Genomic DNA, 17,028 nt, shown 5'->3' with positions numbered 1-17,028 from the left:
CCGGTGGGCCGTTCCCCGTCCTTTCGCGGAGGGCGGCCGAGGACCGAAAGGAGTTATCGACCATGACTGGAAGATGGAGAGTTTCTCTGTTGTCGTTTTGCCTGATCGTTTCGATGGCGTTTGCCGGAGCGGCCCTTGCCGGGGATGCGTCCCGCGAGCTCCGCGTGCCCATCGACGGGGAGCCGGACTCCTTCAACCTGGCCCGGGTCTCCGACTACTACTCCGCGCTGGTGGGCTCCCAGGTCATCGAGGGGCTGACCGCCGTCGTCGTCCGCGACGGCCGCGAGGTCGTCGCCCCCGCCTGTGCGGAGTCCTGGGAGACCAGCGAGGACGGCCTGACCTGGACGTTCCGCCTGAGGGAGATGAAGTGGGCCGACGGCGAGCCGTTGCGGGCCGCGGACTTCGTCTACGGCATCTCCCGCGTGCTGGACCCCGCGACCGCGTCCCCCATCTCGGGCAAGATCCGCTTCATCCGAAACGCGGGCGACGTCCTGCTGGGGAAGAAGCCCCTCTCCGAGGCCGGGGTCGAGGCCCCCGACGACCGGACGCTCGTGATCCGCCTGGAGCACCCGGTCCCGTATCTGCTCCAGAGCGCGGCGGGCACGGCTATGTTCCCCGCGCGGCGCGACGTCGTGGAGAAGCACGGGGACGCCTACGGGACGGACGCGGACAAGATCGTGGGCTGCGGGCCCTTCAACCTCGAGGAGTGGGTTCACAACAGCTCCCTGACCTTCGTGAAGAACCCCCTGTACTGGGACGCGGAGAGCGTGAAGCTGGACCGGCTCGTGATGAAGATCGTCGCCGAGGAGGCGGCCAAGATCGGCGATTTCGAGAACGGAGGGCTGGACATCACCTCCGTCTACTCCGTGGAATGGGCGAAGAAGCTGGACGAGAAGCCCCTTCGGAAGGGGGGCTACGTCAAGGAGGTCGTCTACATGCCCGAGACCAAGTACGTCTTCTTCAACCAGCAGGTCCCGCCGTTCTCCAACAGGAAGGTGCGCCAGGCGTTCAGCCTCGCGCTCGACCGGGAGGAGATCCACAGGGACTTCACCCAGGGGCTGGAGCCGGCCGCCTGGGGCTGGCTGCCGCCGGCGATGGGTCTGGACGGCGAGAATTTCCGCAAGCTGGCCGGGGAGCCCGTCAAGGCGATGGCCGAGGCCCATCCCGACCCCAGGGCGCTCCTGTCCGAGGGGCTCGAGGAGCTGGGGATGAGCGGGGCCCCCGAGGAGCTGAAGGTCACCCTGATGTGCTACAACGCCACCCGGGACTTCGCGGAGTACCTCCAGCAGGCCTACAAGACGCGCCTGGGCGTCACCCTGGAGCTCGACCCCGTCGAGTGGCCCGTGTTCCAGGAGCGCAACCGCAACCTGGACTACCAGATGGGCTACAAATCCTACTACGCGGACTTCAACGACCCCTCGGCCATGATGGACCTGTGGATCACGGGCACCCGGACCATCCCCACGGGCTGGTCGAACGGGACGTACGACGCCCTGGTCCGGGAGGCGGGGCAAAGCGCCGACAAGGCCCTGCGGGCGAAGAACTACGCCGAGGCGGAGCGCCTCTTGCTGGACGAGGGCACCATCGCCCCCTACGCCTACTCCACCGGGTTCAACTACCTCCATCCCTACGTCAAGGGATTCGAAGCGCCCCTCTTCACCGCCATGCTCTACAAGACCGTCTCCATCGAAAAGTAGCGTCCTTTCAGAGCAGAGGCCAGGGGAAACGCTTCGATGTCGCGCTTCGTTCTCAAAAGGCTGGTCTATGCGCTCGTCGCCCTGTTCGTGGCGTCGAGCGCGACCTTCTTCATCATCCACTCCGTGCCGGGCAACCCCATCGAGGCCATGACGGAGAAGCTACCCGAGGCCCTGCGCCGGCAGACCTTCGAGCGCTACGGTTTTGACAGGCCCCTGCTGGAGCAGTACGGGCTCTTCTGGAAGCGGTTGCTGACGGAGGGGGACCTGGGAGAGTCGCTGCGCTACCGGGGACGGAGCGTCGGGGACATTCTCGCCCGCTACGCCCCCGTCTCGGGGGTGCTGGGGCTGACGTCCATCCTCTGGGGGGCTGGCCTCGGGATCGCGCTGGGCGTCGTGGCGGCGCTCCATCGCGGGAAGGGGCTGGACTACGCGGTCATGCTCCTGGCGATCCTCGGCGTGTCGATCCCCAACTTCGTGCTGGCCTCGCTGTTCCAGTATTTCCTGGCCGTGCGGCTGGGCTGGTTTCCCGTCACGGGCTGGGGGAGCGTCGCGCACGTCGTGCTTCCCGCCCTGGCCCTGTCCTTCTACTCCACGGCGCAGTACGCCCGCTTCATGCGCGCCAGCTGCCTGGACGTCCTGAGCCAGGACTACATCCTGGCCGCGCGGGCCAAGGGGATGAGCCGCTTTCGCCTGGTCCGGCGCCACGTGCTGCGCAACGCCCTTCTGCCCATCGTGACCCTGCTGGGGCCCCAGATCGCCCTGATGTTCGGCGGGGCCTTCGTGGTGGAGCGCCTGTTCTCCGTGCCCGGGCTGGGATTTTACTTCGTCTCCTCGGTCGGGGACCGGGACTACACCCTGATCATGGGCCAGACGGTCTTCCTTTCGGCGGTCTACATTCTGTCGATGCTGGCCGTGGACGTTCTTTACGGTCTCCTCGATCCCAGAATCCGCTTCGCCCGCGACGGCGGAGGTGCGGCATGAATGTGATGCGCTCCGCCCCGGAAGCGGCGAGGGAGGGCGATCCGTCCCGCCCCGCGGGAACGGTCGGGACGGCCGAGTCCCTGAGCCCGGAGGATTTTCGGTTCGCCCCTCGGCCCGACGAGGCCGCCTTCGCCTTTAGGCCGTCCGTGAGCTACTGGCAGGACGCCTGGCGCCGCCTGAGGCGGAACCGGGCGGCCCTCGTGTCCGCGGTGCTGTTGGCGCTCATCGTGGCGCTCTGCGTCGCGGGCCCGGCGCTGACGCCCTACGGACACGAGGAGCTGAACATGGCCGAGAAGAATCAGGGTCCGTCCCGGGCCCACTGGTTCGGGACGGACAGGATGGGGCGCGACCTCTTCACCCGGGTTGGGGTGGGGGGCCGGGTGTCCCTGATCGTGGCCGTCGCCGGCGCGCTGATCGACATCCTGCTGGGGCTCCTCTACGGCGGGGTCGCCGCGGGCTTCGGCGGCTCCGTCGACAACCTGATGATGCGCGTGGCGGACGTGCTCTCCAGCATCCCCTACCTGGTCCTGGCGGTCCTGGTGTCGCTTATCCTGGGGCGCGGGATGGCGAGCCTGCTGATCGCGATGACCCTCACGGGCTGGTGCAACATGGCCTACCTGGTCCGGGGCCAGATCCTCCAGATCAAGGAGCAGGAGTTCGTCCTGGCGGCCCGGGCGCTGGGGACCTCGACGTGGAAAATTCTGTGGAAGCACCTGATCCCCAACATCATGGGCGTGATGATCGTGGCGGTCACCTTCGACATCCCGCTCTTCATCTTCGGTGAGGCCTTCCTGTCCTACATCGGGCTGGGCATCCAGCCGCCCATGACCAGCTGGGGCGCGCTGGCGTCGGGCGCGCAGCAGCAGATGCTCTTCCATCCCTGGCAGCTGTTCTTCCCCACGCTCTTCATCAGCCTGACCATGCTCTCCTTCCAGATGCTGGGCGACGGGCTTCGCGACGCGCTGGACCCCCGAACGAGGGACTGAGCCGTGGACGAAAAAATCCTCGAGGTCCGGGACCTGAACGTCTTTCTGAACACCCGGGACGGGCGCCTCCATGCCGTCCGGGACGTCTCCTTCGGACTGGGTGCCGGAGAGACGCTCGTGACGGTCGGGGAGTCCGGCTGCGGGAAGTCCATGACGGCCCGGGCCCTGATGCGCCTGCTTCCGGAGGAGACGGCCGAGATCTCCGCGGGCTCGAGAATTCTGTTTCGGGGCGAGGACCTCCTGGGGAGGACGGAGCGGGAGATGCAGCGCGTCCGGGGCCGGAACCTGGCGATGATCTTCCAGGACCCCTCGACCTGTCTGGACCCGACCCTGACGATCGGGGAACAGGTGGAGGAGACCCTGCTGCTCCACACGCGGCTGAAGGCCCGCGAGCGGCGCCTTCGGGTGCTCGAGATGCTCCACACCGTGGGGATATCCAGCCCGGAGACGCGGATGAGGCAGTACCCGCACGAGCTCTCCGGGGGGATGCGCCAGCGCGTCATGATCGCGTCGGCCCTGATCGGGACGCCCCGCGTCCTGATCGCGGACGAGCCCACGACGGCCCTCGATGTCACCACCCAGGCCGACATCCTGGACCTGATCCGGGAGCTGCAGCGGCGCTTCGAGCTCTCGGTGCTGCTGGTGACGCACGACCTGGGCGTCGCGTCGGAGGTGGGGGACCGCATTCAGGTGATGTACGCGGGACGGATCGTCGAGACCGCCCCCAAGCGGGAGCTGCTCCTCAGGCCCGCCCATCCCTACACCTGGGCGCTCCTGCGCTCGGTGCCCTGTCCGGGGGGATCGGGCCGTCCGAACCTCTACTCCCTCTCCGGGACGCCTCCCGACCTGATCGAGGCCCCGGACGCCCCGCCCGCCTGTCCCTTCGCTCCGCGCTGCGACACCTGCATGGAGATCTGTACTCGGGCCGCGCCGCCGGAGTTTTCGGTGTCCGGGGAGCACCGGGTGCGCTGCTGGCTGCGCCATCCCCTGGCGCCGCACGTCGCGGTGCCGGAGGGGATAATGTGCCCCAAAAGGGACGCACGGAAGGAGGGAGCGGCGTGAGCCGGACGGAAACGCGGACGGCCCCGTCCTTGCTGCGCGTAGAGCGGCTCTGCCGGCATTTCCGGCTCCCCGGGGGGCGCACCCTGAGGGCCGTGGACGACGTCAGCTTTACGGTCGCCCGAGGGGAGACCCTGGGGATCGTGGGGGAGTCCGGGTGCGGCAAGAGCACGCTGGGGCGGACGATCCTGGGGCTCCATTCCGCGACGTCCGGGCGGGTGCTCTTCGACGGGCTCGACGTCCACGCCGCCAGGGGCGCGGAGCGTCTCCGTTTCAAGAGGCGGGCGCAGATCGTGCTGCAGAATCCCTACGCCTCCCTGAACCCGCGGATGACCGTTGGCGACATCGTGGCCGAGGGGCTGGACGCCCACCGCCTGTACAGGGACGAGCGGGAGCGCGAGGAGCGGGTCTGCCGCCTTCTGGAGCGGATGGGCCTGAGGCCGGAGTTCCGCTCCCGCTACCCGCACGAGTTCTCCGGAGGGCAGTGCCAGCGGATCGGGATCGCGCGGGCGCTGGCCGTGGAGCCGGAGTTTCTGGTCTGCGACGAGCCCATCTCGGCCCTGGACGTCTCGATCCAGGCGCAGATCGTCAACCTTCTGGTGGAGCTGCGGAAGGACCTGGGGCTGACCTCGCTCTTCATCGCGCACGACCTGGCCGTGGTGCGCCACATCTCCGATCGAGTGGGCGTCCTGTACCTGGGGGCCCTGGTGGAGCTGGCCGCCACGACTCCCCTCTACGAGAGGCCGCTCCACCCCTACACGCGGGCGCTTCTGTCGTCGATCCCGGACGTGGATCCGGACAACCCCATGAGCGCGCGGAGGGTGCGCCTGAGCGGGGAGGTGGGCAGCCCCATCGGCCTTCAGGGCGGCTGCCGCTTCGCCCCGCGCTGTCCGCTGGCCGACGAGCACTGCCGCCAGTTCCGCCCCGAGCTGACGGAGGTGTCACCCGGTCATTTCGTGGCGTGCCATCGCGTCCGGAGAGACTGATGTGGCGGTTCTCGGCTTTCACTGTTTTTCACAAATACGAAACGAGGCGGCCCAGGAGTCGCCTCGTTTCGTAGGGTTGTCTGGGAAACCGGCCTACTGCCTGCGCCGGATGCCCAGAGTCGCGAGCGCCAGCAGGGCCATGCCGCCCCAGCCCGCACTGCATCCGCCGCCGCTCTTGCCGGATTTGGGGCTGTCGTCCTTCCCGGGAGCCATATCGCTTATGGAAATGCCGCCGTTCGGGAAGGAAAGGGTACGTACTTTCGTCTCGCTCTCGAAGCGATAGCGGAGCGCCGTCACCGCCGCGTCCTTCAGGGCGGCTCGGGGTACGCTGCCCGTCACGCGCAACAGATAAGACCAGGCGTTGACCGTCGTCGCGCCCAAGGCGGCCGCGGCCGGCTTCGCCTTCAGAACGAGCTCCGTCCTCGTGGACCCAGGCTCGAAGCCACGAACGTCTGCACTGACGGCTTCGATGCGCCGGGGCGACCGGAACGGGACGGTCAAGACCGACCGCAGGATGTCCCGGCTCTCCGTTTCAACAAGCGTCACCGTCCAGGCCCTCGGGGAGGTGGGGATGTCCGGAGCCGGCGTCACGTCGGACGATGCCGGAGGGATGTCCGGGGAAACCGGCGGGACATCTGGGGATGCGGGCGGCTGCGGAAGGTTGGGTCCCGGGGCCGGAGGATTGGGACCGGGAGATGCGACGTGCTGGAACGCCGCTGTCAGAGCGTGGTCTTCCGTAACGTTGCTGAAGGTGTAGGTGGAAACGGCGCCCACCGACGTGCCGTCCACCGTCACGTCTCTTATGACGTAGCCCGTGTTGGCGGATATCGTAAAGCTCACGCTGCCGCTGGGGTCCACCTCCACGCCGCCGTAGGATCCGAGCTGGGCCGGAGGTACGGGACGCACGGAGCCGCCCTGGCCGGGCTGCACGGAGATGAAGTGCCGGGTCGGAAGGCCGGAGCTGTCTGCCTCGTAGGCCCCGATGTCCGGGGTTGCGTCGCGCTTATGCCCCCTCTGGTCGATACGGATCAGGAATTTGACCCTTTCGCTCAGCCCCTCCAGAGTCCCCGCGTCCTTGGCGGAGCTGCCGACCTCGATCTTGAGGGTCTGGGTCGGCCCGCCGTTGTCGGCGAGGCCGGCGGCCAGCTTGGGATCGTTGGCGGTGTTGCCCGTTCCGCCGCCCGTCCAGTTCTGGATGACGCAGTGTCGTGGGGTAACGGAGTCGGAGAGCTCTTTGTCGCCGTTACCCCAAAGGATGCAGTTGGCGACCTGCGTTCCGGGTACGGCATCGATACCTCCGGCCTTGTCGGAGGCACCCTGTGTGCTGTTGCCATTGAAGGTGCAGTTGACTGCAATGGGACGGCCGCTGCCCGCGAAACTTGCCCCCCCGCCATGGCCTCCTTCGGTCCTGTTGTCCTTGAACGTGCAGTTGGCCACGATGGGGTCGCCGTCTTCAACGTACAATCCGCCTCCCTTGGGGACATCGTTTATTCCGACCACCTGATTGCCGATAAACGTGCAGCCGACGATCACGGGGCTGCCGCCGAGGCTGCAGAGGCCGCCGCCGTAGCTCTTGTCGCCGTTGAGTGTGTTTCCTTGGAAAAGGCAGTTTGTCACTACCGGATTGCCGCCTTCAATGCAGAGCCCTCCGCCACGGAATGTGTCCGAGGGGAGACCGTAACTTGTATTGGACAGAAACTCACAGGTCGCCACGGACGGGCTGGCGTTGCGGACATACAGCCCCGCCCCATTTTTGGCCTTGTTGTTCCTGAACGTGCAATTCTCCAGGGTCGGAGCTCCGCCCGAGATGATCATCCCTCCGCCGCTCACATCTGAGTCGGACTGCCCCTCGTCGATGGAGAAGCCATCCAGAACCGTGGATGGGCTGCAGCCTTCGGCCCGCACGACGGAACGCTTGCTGTGACTTCCGCCTCCCAAATCGCCGGTCAGGACGGTGACGTGGGTCTTCCAGTCTCGCTGGGACAGTTGCGTCTCCGTTCCGTCAAATCCGCCGTAGAACTTCACGCCGTCCTTCAAGACGAAGAAAGCGCCTACGTCGCCCGTCGTGGAGGGCCGGTACGAACCCTCGGCCACCCAGAAGACGTCGCCGGCTCGGGAGGCCTGAAGTGCCCCGATAAACTCCGCCTCGCCGAGGGCGTTGCCCCAGCCGTCACCGTTCTTCATCCCTGCGCCTGCCTGCGTCACATGATACTGCATCGCCTCCGCGCCGACGGGCACGAAAAACATCGCCGCCAGCACCAGAGCGGCGAGTGCCCGAAGGCCCCTTTTCCAGAATTGCCTTGACATTAACAACCGATCTCCCTTCTCCTCCCCGTTGCTCGGAAAACTTCCTTGCCTTGCTCGCGCCGCAGCATGAAACGGCAGCTCCATGATGAAGACCTTGGGGACTCTGTTTTTTGATGCAACACGAGTTCCGAATTCGATATCATAGCACATAAATATTGACGTTTTGAGGCCAATTTTTAATGGACAAACATTTATTTTCGTGGTAAAGTCCCCAAAGAGTTTTGAACACAAGCGTCCTTTAAGTTCGGTCCGGTGAGGCCGAAAAGGCGGCGGTGTCGGAATTATTCCTTCTTTTTGGGGATATTCATGCCCTGTCGTCCTGGGACGGCGGGGCATTTGTCATCTCCGGCCCCGCCGAGGAGAGAACCGAGGAGGAGGCCTTCATGAGGGAGAAAGCGCGTATCATGGACGCCCGGGCGATGGACCGAGCGATCCAGCGCATCGGGTACGAGGTCATCGAGCGGAACAAGGGGACGGAGAACGTCGTCCTGATCGGCATTCAGCGTCGGGGGGTCCCCCTGTCGCGGCGGATCGCCGAGCACATCGGCCGGGTGGAGAACGCCGCCGTTCCCGTGGGGTGCCTGGACATCACCTTCTACCGGGACGATCTGTCGCTGCTGGCGGAGCATCCGGTCCTGAACGGGACGGACATTCCCTTCGGCATCACGGACAGGGACGTCGTGCTGGTGGACGACGTGCTGTTCACCGGGCGCACCGCGCGCGCGGCTATGGACGCGATCGTCGAGGTGGGGCGCGCCCGGACGATCCAGCTGGCCGTGCTGATCGACCGCGGGCACCGGGAGCTGCCCATCCGGGCCGACTACGTGGGCAAGAACGTCCCCACCTCGCGGAGCGAGATGGTCTCCGTGCGCCTGGCCCCCTTCGACGACGAGGAGGCGGTCGTCCTGATGGACATGAACGAGGACGGGGCCGCGCCCCTTCGCGAGGGAGGAAACTGACATGCTGCGTTCCAAGGATCTTTTGGGCCTGCGCAACACCGGTGCCGACGAAATTCGCGAGATTCTGGACACCGCCAAGGTGATGAAGCAGGTCATCACCTCCAACAACAAGAAGACCCCGCACCTTCAGGGCAAATCGGTCATCACCGTCTTCTACGAGAACAGCACGCGCACGCGCCTGTCCTTCGAGCTGGCCTGCAAGTACCTGTCGGGCACGGCCTCGGGGATGACCGCCTCGGCCTCCAGCGTGGCCAAGGGCGAGACGCTCGTCGACACGGCGCGGACGCTCGACGTCATGGGGACCGACGTCATGATCCTGCGGCACCCCATGACGGGCGCGCCGCACCTGATGGCCAAGCACGTCAGGGCCTCCGTCATCAACGCCGGGGACGGGACGAACGAGCACCCCACCCAGGCCCTGCTGGACATGTTCTCGATGGAGGAGCGGTTCGGGTCGCTCGAGGGCCTTCGGGTCGCCATCGTGGGTGACGTCACCCACAGCCGCGTGGCGCGCTCAAACATCTACGGGCTCGGCAAGATGGGGGCCAGGGTTGTGGTTGCGGGGCCGGCCACCCTGATGCCGGTGGAGATCGAGTCCCTGGGCTGCGAGGCCACCTGCCGCGTGGACGACGCCGTCAAGGGCGCGGACGTGGTGATGGGGCTGCGCATCCAGCTGGAGCGGCAGAAGAAGGGGCTCTTCCCCTCGGTCCGCGAGTACCACAAGTTCTTCGGCCTGACGGAGGAACGCATCGCCCTGGCGCGCAAGGACGCGCTGGTCATGCACCCCGGCCCCATCAACCGGGGCGTCGAGATCGCGTCGGACGTCGCGGACGGGCCGCAGTCGATCATCGACGGGCAGGTCACCAACGGGGTTGCGGTGCGGATGGCGCTGCTGTATCTGCTGACGCGCTTCCGGGCCGAGGAGGCCAGGGCATGAGGGAGGGACAAAACGGCATGGCTACGACGAAGGACATTCTGATCCGGGGCGGCGACGTCCTGACCGTGAAGGGGCTGGAGAAGGGCGACGTCCTGATGCGGGACGGCAGGATCGCCGCGGTGGGTGCGGGGCTCGAGGCGCCCGATGCCCGAGTGATCGACGCGTCGGGGCTTCTGGTGAGTCCGGGGCTGGTGGACCTCCATTGTCGTCTGCGCGAACCGGGCTACGAGCACAAGGAGGACATCGCCTCCGGGACCGCGGCGGCGGCGGCCGGCGGGTTCACGTCCGTCTGCTGCACGGCGGACACCGACCCCGTCAACGACAACGCGGTCGTGACGGAGTTCATCCTCAAGCGCGCGGCGGAGCGGGGGAGCGCCCGAGTCCACCCCATCGCCGCCATGACGAAGGGCTTGAAGGGAGCGGAGCTGACCGAGGTCGGCGAGCTGGCCGAGGCGGGGGCGGTGGCCCTCTCCGACGGCCGGGGGGTCGTCAGCGCGCAGCGCATGAGGCTGGCGTTCCAGTACGCGGGGCGCTTCGGGATGACGATCGTCTCGCACCCGGAGGACGAGGACCTGACCGACGGCGGCGTCATGAACGAGGGACACTGGTCCACGGCGCTGGGGCTGCCCGGGGCCACGCGGGCCGCGGAGGAGACCGTCATCGCGCGGGACTGCATGCTGGCGGGGCTCGAGAACGCGCGGCTGCACGTGGCGCACGTCTCCACGGCGGGCGGCGCCGAGCTGATCCGTGAGGCCAAGCGGCGCGGCTGGCCCGTCACCTGCGAGACCGCGCCCCATTACCTCTACGCCACCGACGAGTGGCTCCAGGGCTACGACACGAACACGCGGGTCAACCCGCCGCTCCGCACGGAGGCGGACCGGCTGGCCCTGATCGAGGCCCTGAAGGACGGCACGATCGACTGCATCGCCACCGACCACGCGCCGCACCACGAGGACGACAAGAACGTGGAGTTCGCCCTGGCGTCGCCCGGCATCTCCGGGTTCGAGACGGCCCTGGCGGTCTGCTGGACGGCGCTGGTGCTGCCCGGCCACATGACGCCCGCTCAGCTTCTGGACAGGCTGACGCGCTCCCCGGCCCGGGTCCTGGGGCTCGATGCGGGCACCCTCGAGGTGGGGGGGCGCGCCGACGTGACGATCATCGACCCGCGGGCGGAGTGGACCGTGGACCCGGCGCGGTTCCGGAGCCGCGGAAGGAACACGCCCTTCGCCGGCCGCACCCTCACGGGCGCGGTGCGCTTCACCTTCCTGGGCGGGCGCCCGGTGTACGAGGGCGGCGCGGAATGCAGATAGACCGCCTGATCCGGTCGATCGGCGCGTGCGGCAACCCCTCGGCCCTGGGGCTCGACACCCGTCTGGAGTTTGTCCCCGAATCGTTCGCCCGGCCCCATCTCGAGGCGGGCGGGCCGGCCGAGGCGGTCCGCGCCTTCAACTTCGCGCTGCTGGACGGCCTGAAGGACCTGATCCCCTGCGTGAAGGTCCAGGCGGCGTACTACGAGCTGATGGGGCTCCCCGGCCTGGCCTGCATGCGCGACACGGTGGAGGAGGCGCGCCGGCTGGACTACGTGGTGATCCTCGACGCCAAGCGCGGGGACATCGGAGCGACGGCCTCCGCCTACTCCGGGGCGTACCTGGCCTCGGACGCGCCCCTCGCGGCGGACTTCCTGACGGTGAACCCCTACCTGGGCAGCGACGGCGTGGTGCCCTTCGTGGACGACTGCCGGACGACGGGCCGGGGGATCTTCGTGCTGGTCAAGACGTCGAACCCCTCGTCCGGCGAGTTCCAGGACCTCGTCACCGAGGGCGGCGAGCCCCTTTACCAGCGCGTGGGGGCGAAGGCCGCGGAGTGGGGCGCGTTCCTCGTCGGAACGGAGGGCTACAGCTCCGTCGGCGCGGTCGTCGGGGCCACCTACCCGGAGCAGGGCGCGCTGCTGCGCCGGCGGATGCCGCACACGTTCTTCCTGCTCCCGGGCTACGGGGCGCAGGGGGCTTCGGCGGAGGGGCTGGCCGGCTGCTTCGACGCCTTCGGGGGCGGCGCGGTTGTCGCGGCGTCCCGCAGCCTGATCTGCGCGCACAAAAAGGCCGGCACCGACGACTTCGTCTCCGCGGCGCGGGACGAGGCGCTGCGGATGAGGGACGAGCTGAAGAGGGCCCTGGCCGGGCCCGGAAGACTTTCGTGAGCGAGGAGGACGAGACATGAACGGCACGCAGGAGAGAACCGAGGCGGTCCTGACCCGTCTGGGCGCCCTCAGGACCGGGCATTTCAGGCTGACGTCGGGCCAGCACAGCGACCGCTACATGCAGTGCGCCGCCCTGTTCGAGCACCCCGAGGAGAGCGCGGAGCTCTGCGGGGCGCTGGCGCGCCTGTTTGGGGACGAGCGCATCGACGTCGTGGCCGGACCGGCCCTGGGCGGCGTCATCATGGCCTACGAGGTGGCGCGCGCCCTCGGGGTGCGCAACGTCTTCGCCGAGCGGGAGAACGGAAGGATGACGCTTCGGCGCGGCTTTCACGTGAAACCGGGCGAGCGGGTGCTGGTGGTCGAGGACGTGGTGACCACCGGGGGCTCGGTGAAGGAGGTCGTGGAGCTCCTGAGGGCGGCCGGCGCCGTGGTGGTCGGCGTGGGATCGGTGGTCGACCGTTCGGGCGGGACCGCGGACTTCGGCGTGCCCTTCAGGCCCCTGATGGCCATGGAGGCGCAGCGGTGGGAGGAGGCCGACTGCCCCTTGTGCAGGGATGGGGTGGCGGTGGTCAAGCCCGGCAGCCGCCAGGTGTGATTCCATTTCCCAATCATTCGTATGCTTCGTTTAAGCAGATGACCGACACTTTTGGGCTGTTAAGACCTAAAATGTCGTGTCGGTCGCTTACGTCGAAGCGAAGCCTAGTGGCTTCGTCTTCGACGCTCACAACCAGCCGCCTGATGAAGCCTCTAAGAGATTCGCACAGCTCGCTACGCCTCGCTGGCTCACTACTTATCGCCTACAAATGATTTAGAATTGGAATGAGGCGTGTCGATGCGGCGGGGGATGGCGACGCTGCGGCCCGCTTGCATCGATGGGCGGGATGAGTGAGATAACGGACGGCCCCGCCTTGGGGGCCGTCCGTTATTTCACTCACCTGATTTCCGAGGTGTCGATCACCGCATACAACTTCATTTATGGCTTTGTGCTCCTCACCGCGGCGATCTCCGCGTCGATCTCGTCCGGGGTCATGTCGGAGATGCCGTTTTCTTCCGCCATCCGGCTCACGCGCTTCATCGCCGCAAGCGCCGCAGTCGCTTTATAGTCCTCATCGGGCAGCTGCACACTGAAAGGAATGCCCCGGACCTGCACCGAACGGGTCAGAAACATGCGGATCGCCGTAGGGAGATCGAGCCCGAGCTGGGAATAGATTGCGGCCGCCTCCCGCCTCAGATTGTCATCGATGCGCAGCTGAAGCAATCCGTTTGCCATGATTGCGCCCCCTTTCTTCGTTCGCATTTGATCGTAATTCAAATGTACAATAATTGTAGGAGATATTCAAGAGCGGGACGGCGGGCCTCGCCACGGCCGCCGTGTTGTGCTGCGGGGCCGTCTCACTCCCTCCAGCGGACGCAGCGGCGTTCCAGGGCGGTCAGCAGACGGTTCAGCAGGGTGACGACGACGCCGACCAGGATGATCCCCGCCGCGACGTTCGTGTAGTTCGCGTAGTCGGAGTAGTTCTTGATGAAGTACCCCATGCCGCTGGCCGCGCCGCTCATCTCCGCGACGGTCAGCAGGAGGAACGACGTGGACAGGGACACGCGCAGCCCCGCGAAGATGCCCGGCGTCACGTAGGGCAGGAGCACGCGGAAGATCATTGTGGGGCCGCTCACGTTCATGGTGCGGGCCGTGTCGAGGATGCGCCGGTCGATCGCCTTCACGCGTCCGGCCATGTTCATGAAGGTCGGCCAGAAGATGCCGAGGATCAGGATCGCCGCCGCCGCGCTGCGGAAGGTCGGCATGAGCGCCACGATGTAGGGGCTGTAGATGACCGGGGGGATCGGGCTGAGCACGCGCGCTATGGGCATCAGGATGTCCCCCGGCGTCCGGAACCACCCGGCCGCCAGCCCCAGGGTGACGCCCAGCGTGAGGGATACGGCGAACCCCACGGCCAGCAGCCCCAGCGACGAGACCACGCCGCGCAGCATCAGCGCCCTCGCCGTCCAGAAGACATGAAAGACGTCCTCGGGCGCGGGGACCAGGATCGGGTTGGCGCTGCCGGTCCGCGTCGTGGCGATCTCCCAGACGATGAGCAGCCCCCATATCAGGGCGGCCACCCCGGAGCACGCCGCCCGGTTCGGGCTCCGGGCCCATCGGAGGAGGTAGAGGCCCTCGATCAGTGCGGCGGCCGTCAGGAACGCTGTAGGGGGCGCCGAGGCGAACCCGCCCGGCCTCAGGACGAGCGCGGCGAGGAGCGCCAGCAGGACGTGGTTCGCGGCCAGGCCCTTCACGCGACGTCCCTCCCCGCGGCGTGTTCGCGGTACAGCCGGGCCAGTTCCGTCCGGAGGGCGAACCTGCGGGCCTCGTCCGAGTCCGTGCCCTCGCCGGTCGCCGCCCTCAGGTCCCCGGCGATGCGCCCCCCGCCGAGGAACAGGATGCGGTCCGCCAGGCGAAGGGCCTCGTCCACGTTGTGCGTCACGAAGAGGACCGTCTTGCGCGGCTCCCCCTCGGCCCAGAGCTTGCGGACCAGGGTCTGGAGCGAGAGGCGCATCGTCGGATCCAGGGCACTGAACGGCTCGTCGAGGAGCCAGACGCGGGCGTCCATCGCCAGCATCCGGGCCACGGCCGCCCGCTGACGCATCCCGCCGGACATCTGGTGCGGGTAGAGGTCCAGTCCGCCGGCCAGCCCCGCCCGCTCCAGAAAGTACACGGCCCGCGCCTCGGCCTCCCTCCGGCTCAGTCTCCGGAACGCCTGGCGCACCCCGAAGGCCACGTTCGCCCTGGCCGTGAGCCAGGGGAACAGGGAGTGCTCCTGGAAGACCATGCCGCGGTCCGTTCCGGGCCCCGCAACGGGGGAACCTCCGACGAGGAGCTCCCCCGAGGTCGGGCGCTCCAGCCCGGCCGCGAGGCGCAGCAGGGTCGTCTTGCCCCCGCCGCTGTGCCCCAGCAGGCAGACGAACTCCCCCGCCTCGACCCGAAAGTCCAGGCCCCTCAGGACGAGGGGGCCGTCACCGTGCCGGAACGAGAGCGCGCGTGCCTCCACCGAGTTCATGGGGGATCAGTCGTTCTCCAGCTCGAATCTTTTTCTCAGGTCCTTGAAGATCGGGCTGTCCGGGTACCGGGCCTGCATCGCGTCCAGCGCCTCGGCGTAGATCGACGTGTCGATGGCCTTGTCGATGCCGTGGGGCGTGTTCGGGTCGATGTCGCCGTTGGCCTTCATGACCTCGTAGAAGTCCTTGATGCGCCTGCTGGCCGGGTCGAGCGTCACGACCATCACGTCGTCGTACAGGCAGTGGCGCACGTAGTCCTCCGGCTGGCCGGAGTAGGCCGTCAGCAGCCCGACGGTCTCGTCCGGGCGCTCCTTGTAAAACTTGTACGCCTCGAGGTTCGCGGTCTGGAACTTCACCAGCGCGTCCCGCTTCGCCTCGAACGTCTTGCGCGACGTGGTCTGCCGGCAGCACACGGAGTTCGGCGCCCAGTCCTTCAGGTCCACGGCTACCGCGAGCCCCCGCCTTCTGGCGATGATGTCGAACCCGCTGTTGACGAACCCGATGTCCGCCGCCCCCTTCAGGACCGTCTCGATGACGGACTGAAATCCGTTCAGCACCACGAACTGCACCTCGCGCTCCACGTCGACGCCGGCCTTGCGGATCAGGTCCTTCATGATCATCTTCCCCGTCTCGGGGAGCACGACCGCGATCCTCTTGCCCCGAAACGCCGTCAGGTCCCGGTACTGCGCCGCGTTCTCCGGCAGCGTCACGCCCTGGGACCCCTCGGCGATGGTCCCGCCGTAGATCACGAGGTCCGCGCCCTTGGAGATGAAGGTCACGGACGGGATGATCCCCAGCGGAAGGATGTCCAGCTTGCCGAGCTGCACGGCCGTGATGCCGTCGTTCAGGTTGGCGATGGGGACGATCGTCACGTCCAGGCCCTCGTCCCGGTAAAAGCCCTTTTCGTGGGCCAGGACCACCATCGCCGGCTTGATGCTGCTGCCCGTGTTGCCGACCGTCAGGGTGGCCGGCGCGGCACAGGCCGCCGCGCAGACCGTCATGACCGCCATAAAAGCCCAGAGAGCGCGCCGCATTGCCGTCTTCCTCATCTCGATCTTCCCCCGCTTTCGGATGCCGTCGATAAAAGCCCATCGCCAATATTGGACCATGTCTGTTATGGCGTGATTATAGGCGGGGACCGGAGCGGAGTCAAGCGCGAAGCCTTGCCGGTGCTATAATTCATGGCGATGAGGAGGATGGAGGCCGAAAGGAGTTCGACGTCGGATGAGGCAGAAGTGCGCGTGCAAGGGTTTTTTTCTGGATCGGCTGATTCAGCCCGCGGTCCTGCTGTTTTTGAGCCGTGAGGACCTCCATGGCTTTTCCCTTTTGAAGAAGCTGGCGGAGAGCGATTTTATGGACCGCGAGGGCGTGGACCCCACGGGGCTCTACAGGACGCTGCGGAAGATGGAGAAGGACGGCCTGCTGACGTCGCGATGGGACCACACCGCCTCGCCGCCCAAGCGCGTATACGTCCTCACGGGCGAGGGGCGCGAGTGCCTGGCGAACTGGCGGACGACCCTGTTGCGCTACCGCGGCAACATCGACCGCCTCACTCGGGCCATCGCGGAGGGCTGCGAGCGGACGTGAAGGAGGGGGGCGGTCCCCCTCCGCATTTTTATCCTGAAACGAGAGGCGTCGGGGCGCAACGCACCATCCTGGACAATTCGGAGTCGTCCTGGGGATGACCTTTGCGGGCGAAGCGCTCAGCCGTCTTCTGCCCTTTTCCGGTCCCGGCCCGCACAGGCGACGCCCTGCCGGATCGGTGGTCCCGACGTTTGCGGGGGGATGGTTTACAAGCCGTGCCCGAAAGGGTAAGATTGAAGCCTGAAAGACTTTTCCTCCAACACCTCCAGCGCGCTCCCCGGTAGGGG

At 67.3% G+C, this 17,028-nt stretch carries 16 protein-coding genes; 11 read left to right on the top strand and 5 right to left on the bottom strand.

Annotated elements, in window-relative coordinates:
• The first annotated feature begins 62 nt into the window (after positions 1-62).
• Genes EII26_RS07950 through EII26_RS07930 form a run of 5 tightly spaced genes read left to right on the top strand, consistent with a single transcriptional unit; the run spans position 63 to position 5,709 of the window.
• Positions 63-1,697 (top strand): peptide ABC transporter substrate-binding protein, encoded by a 1,635-nt coding sequence (locus tag EII26_RS07950; RefSeq protein WP_158612208.1) that lies wholly within the window; start codon positions 63-65, stop codon positions 1,695-1,697.
• Between the two features lie 36 nt (positions 1,698-1,733).
• Complete coding sequence (locus tag EII26_RS07945) at positions 1,734-2,678, top strand: ABC transporter permease (RefSeq protein ID WP_124888623.1); 945 nt, start codon at positions 1,734-1,736, stop codon at positions 2,676-2,678.
• Positions 2,675-3,664 (top strand): ABC transporter permease, encoded by a 990-nt coding sequence (locus EII26_RS07940; protein WP_233572669.1) that lies wholly within the window; start codon positions 2,675-2,677, stop codon positions 3,662-3,664. Before EII26_RS07945 ends, EII26_RS07940 begins: the two co-directional genes overlap by 4 nt.
• A gap of 3 nt (positions 3,665-3,667) precedes the next feature.
• Positions 3,668-4,726, top strand: a complete 1,059-nt coding sequence (locus EII26_RS07935; protein WP_124888622.1) for an ABC transporter ATP-binding protein — start codon at positions 3,668-3,670, stop codon at positions 4,724-4,726.
• The gene (locus EII26_RS07930; RefSeq protein WP_124888621.1) at positions 4,723-5,709 is read left to right on the top strand and encodes an ABC transporter ATP-binding protein; all 987 of its coding nucleotides are present in this window, start codon (positions 4,723-4,725) and stop codon (positions 5,707-5,709) included. Before EII26_RS07935 ends, EII26_RS07930 begins: the two co-directional genes overlap by 4 nt.
• Before the next feature lie 93 nt (positions 5,710-5,802).
• On the opposite strand, the gene EII26_RS07925 is transcribed toward EII26_RS07930, so the two are convergent.
• Positions 5,803-8,016 (bottom strand): right-handed parallel beta-helix repeat-containing protein, encoded by a 2,214-nt coding sequence (locus EII26_RS07925; protein WP_158612207.1) that lies wholly within the window; start codon positions 8,014-8,016, stop codon positions 5,803-5,805.
• A gap of 383 nt (positions 8,017-8,399) precedes the next feature.
• Between EII26_RS07925 and pyrR the strand changes: the two genes are divergently transcribed.
• Genes pyrR through pyrE form a run of 5 tightly spaced genes read left to right on the top strand, consistent with a single transcriptional unit; the run spans position 8,400 to position 12,704 of the window.
• A complete protein-coding gene (pyrR, locus tag EII26_RS07920; protein ID WP_124888619.1) occupies positions 8,400-8,975 on the top strand; it encodes a bifunctional pyr operon transcriptional regulator/uracil phosphoribosyltransferase PyrR in 576 nt (191 codons plus the stop codon).
• 1 nt (position 8,976) lies between these two features.
• Positions 8,977-9,912 carry an aspartate carbamoyltransferase catalytic subunit gene (locus tag EII26_RS07915; protein WP_124888618.1) on the top strand — a complete coding sequence of 312 codons (936 nt, stop codon included), beginning with the start codon at positions 8,977-8,979 and terminating at the stop codon, positions 9,910-9,912.
• Entirely contained in the window at positions 9,909-11,222 is a 1,314-nt protein-coding gene (locus EII26_RS07910; protein WP_199735128.1) for a dihydroorotase, read from the top strand. The genes EII26_RS07915 and EII26_RS07910 overlap by 4 nt, the downstream gene beginning before the upstream one ends.
• On the top strand, positions 11,213-12,109 hold the full coding sequence (gene pyrF, locus EII26_RS07905; RefSeq protein WP_124888617.1) for an orotidine-5'-phosphate decarboxylase: 897 nt from the start codon (positions 11,213-11,215) through the stop codon (positions 12,107-12,109). The genes EII26_RS07910 and pyrF overlap by 10 nt, the downstream gene beginning before the upstream one ends.
• A 16-nt stretch (positions 12,110-12,125) precedes the next feature.
• Complete coding sequence (gene pyrE, locus EII26_RS07900) at positions 12,126-12,704, top strand: orotate phosphoribosyltransferase (protein ID WP_124888616.1); 579 nt, start codon at positions 12,126-12,128, stop codon at positions 12,702-12,704.
• Positions 12,705-13,082: 378 nt separating this feature from the next.
• Here the strand turns inward: pyrE and EII26_RS07895 are convergent, their stop codons facing one another.
• From EII26_RS07895 to EII26_RS07880, 4 genes are all read right to left on the bottom strand, one after another.
• Positions 13,083-13,379 carry a type II toxin-antitoxin system RelB/DinJ family antitoxin gene (locus tag EII26_RS07895; RefSeq protein ID WP_124888615.1) on the bottom strand — a complete coding sequence of 99 codons (297 nt, stop codon included), beginning with the start codon at positions 13,377-13,379 and terminating at the stop codon, positions 13,083-13,085.
• Positions 13,380-13,501: 122 nt separating this feature from the next.
• The gene (locus EII26_RS07890; protein WP_124888614.1) at positions 13,502-14,398 is read right to left on the bottom strand and encodes an ABC transporter permease; all 897 of its coding nucleotides are present in this window, start codon (positions 14,396-14,398) and stop codon (positions 13,502-13,504) included.
• Complete coding sequence (locus EII26_RS07885) at positions 14,395-15,159, bottom strand: ABC transporter ATP-binding protein (protein WP_124888613.1); 765 nt, start codon at positions 15,157-15,159, stop codon at positions 14,395-14,397. The genes EII26_RS07890 and EII26_RS07885 overlap by 4 nt, the downstream gene beginning before the upstream one ends.
• A gap of 6 nt (positions 15,160-15,165) precedes the next feature.
• The gene (locus EII26_RS07880) at positions 15,166-16,206 is read right to left on the bottom strand and encodes an ABC transporter substrate-binding protein (RefSeq protein WP_158612206.1); all 1,041 of its coding nucleotides are present in this window, start codon (positions 16,204-16,206) and stop codon (positions 15,166-15,168) included.
• A 175-nt stretch (positions 16,207-16,381) separates the two neighbouring features.
• Here EII26_RS07880 and EII26_RS07875 point away from each other — a divergent pair, with 175 nt between their 5' ends.
• Complete coding sequence (locus tag EII26_RS07875) at positions 16,382-16,744, top strand: PadR family transcriptional regulator (protein ID WP_124888611.1); 363 nt, start codon at positions 16,382-16,384, stop codon at positions 16,742-16,744.
• The last annotated feature ends 284 nt before the right edge of the window (positions 16,745-17,028 follow it).

It is taken from the genome of Fretibacterium sp. OH1220_COT-178 (assembly GCF_003860125.1).
In the GTDB taxonomy this organism is placed as follows: domain Bacteria; phylum Synergistota; class Synergistia; order Synergistales; family Aminobacteriaceae; genus CAJPSE01.
Note: the sequence above shows the minus strand (reverse complement) of the source record. Positions and strands in the feature narration are given on the sequence as shown.

Excerpts from the sequence above, each read along its gene's own strand:
- EII26_RS07950 (WP_158612208.1), top strand. The coding sequence starts at position 63 with ATGACTGGAAGATGGAGAGTTTCTCTGTTGTCGTTTTGCCTGATCGTT.
- EII26_RS07945 (WP_124888623.1), top strand. The coding sequence starts at position 1,734 with ATGTCGCGCTTCGTTCTCAAAAGGCTGGTCTATGCGCTCGTCGCCCTG.
- EII26_RS07940 (WP_233572669.1), top strand. The coding sequence starts at position 2,675 with ATGAATGTGATGCGCTCCGCCCCGGAAGCGGCGAGGGAGGGCGATCCG.
- EII26_RS07925 (WP_158612207.1), bottom strand. The coding sequence starts at position 8,016 with ATGTCAAGGCAATTCTGGAAAAGGGGCCTTCGGGCACTCGCCGCTCTG.
- pyrR (WP_124888619.1), top strand. The coding sequence starts at position 8,400 with ATGAGGGAGAAAGCGCGTATCATGGACGCCCGGGCGATGGACCGAGCG.
- EII26_RS07915 (WP_124888618.1), top strand. The coding sequence starts at position 8,977 with ATGCTGCGTTCCAAGGATCTTTTGGGCCTGCGCAACACCGGTGCCGAC.
- EII26_RS07910 (WP_199735128.1), top strand. The coding sequence starts at position 9,909 with ATGAGGGAGGGACAAAACGGCATGGCTACGACGAAGGACATTCTGATC.
- pyrF (WP_124888617.1), top strand. The coding sequence starts at position 11,213 with ATGCAGATAGACCGCCTGATCCGGTCGATCGGCGCGTGCGGCAACCCC.
- pyrE (WP_124888616.1), top strand. The coding sequence starts at position 12,126 with ATGAACGGCACGCAGGAGAGAACCGAGGCGGTCCTGACCCGTCTGGGC.
- EII26_RS07895 (WP_124888615.1), bottom strand. The coding sequence starts at position 13,379 with ATGGCAAACGGATTGCTTCAGCTGCGCATCGATGACAATCTGAGGCGG.
- EII26_RS07885 (WP_124888613.1), bottom strand. The coding sequence starts at position 15,159 with ATGAACTCGGTGGAGGCACGCGCGCTCTCGTTCCGGCACGGTGACGGC.
- EII26_RS07880 (WP_158612206.1), bottom strand. The coding sequence starts at position 16,206 with ATGAGGAAGACGGCAATGCGGCGCGCTCTCTGGGCTTTTATGGCGGTC.
- EII26_RS07875 (WP_124888611.1), top strand. The coding sequence starts at position 16,382 with ATGAGGCAGAAGTGCGCGTGCAAGGGTTTTTTTCTGGATCGGCTGATT.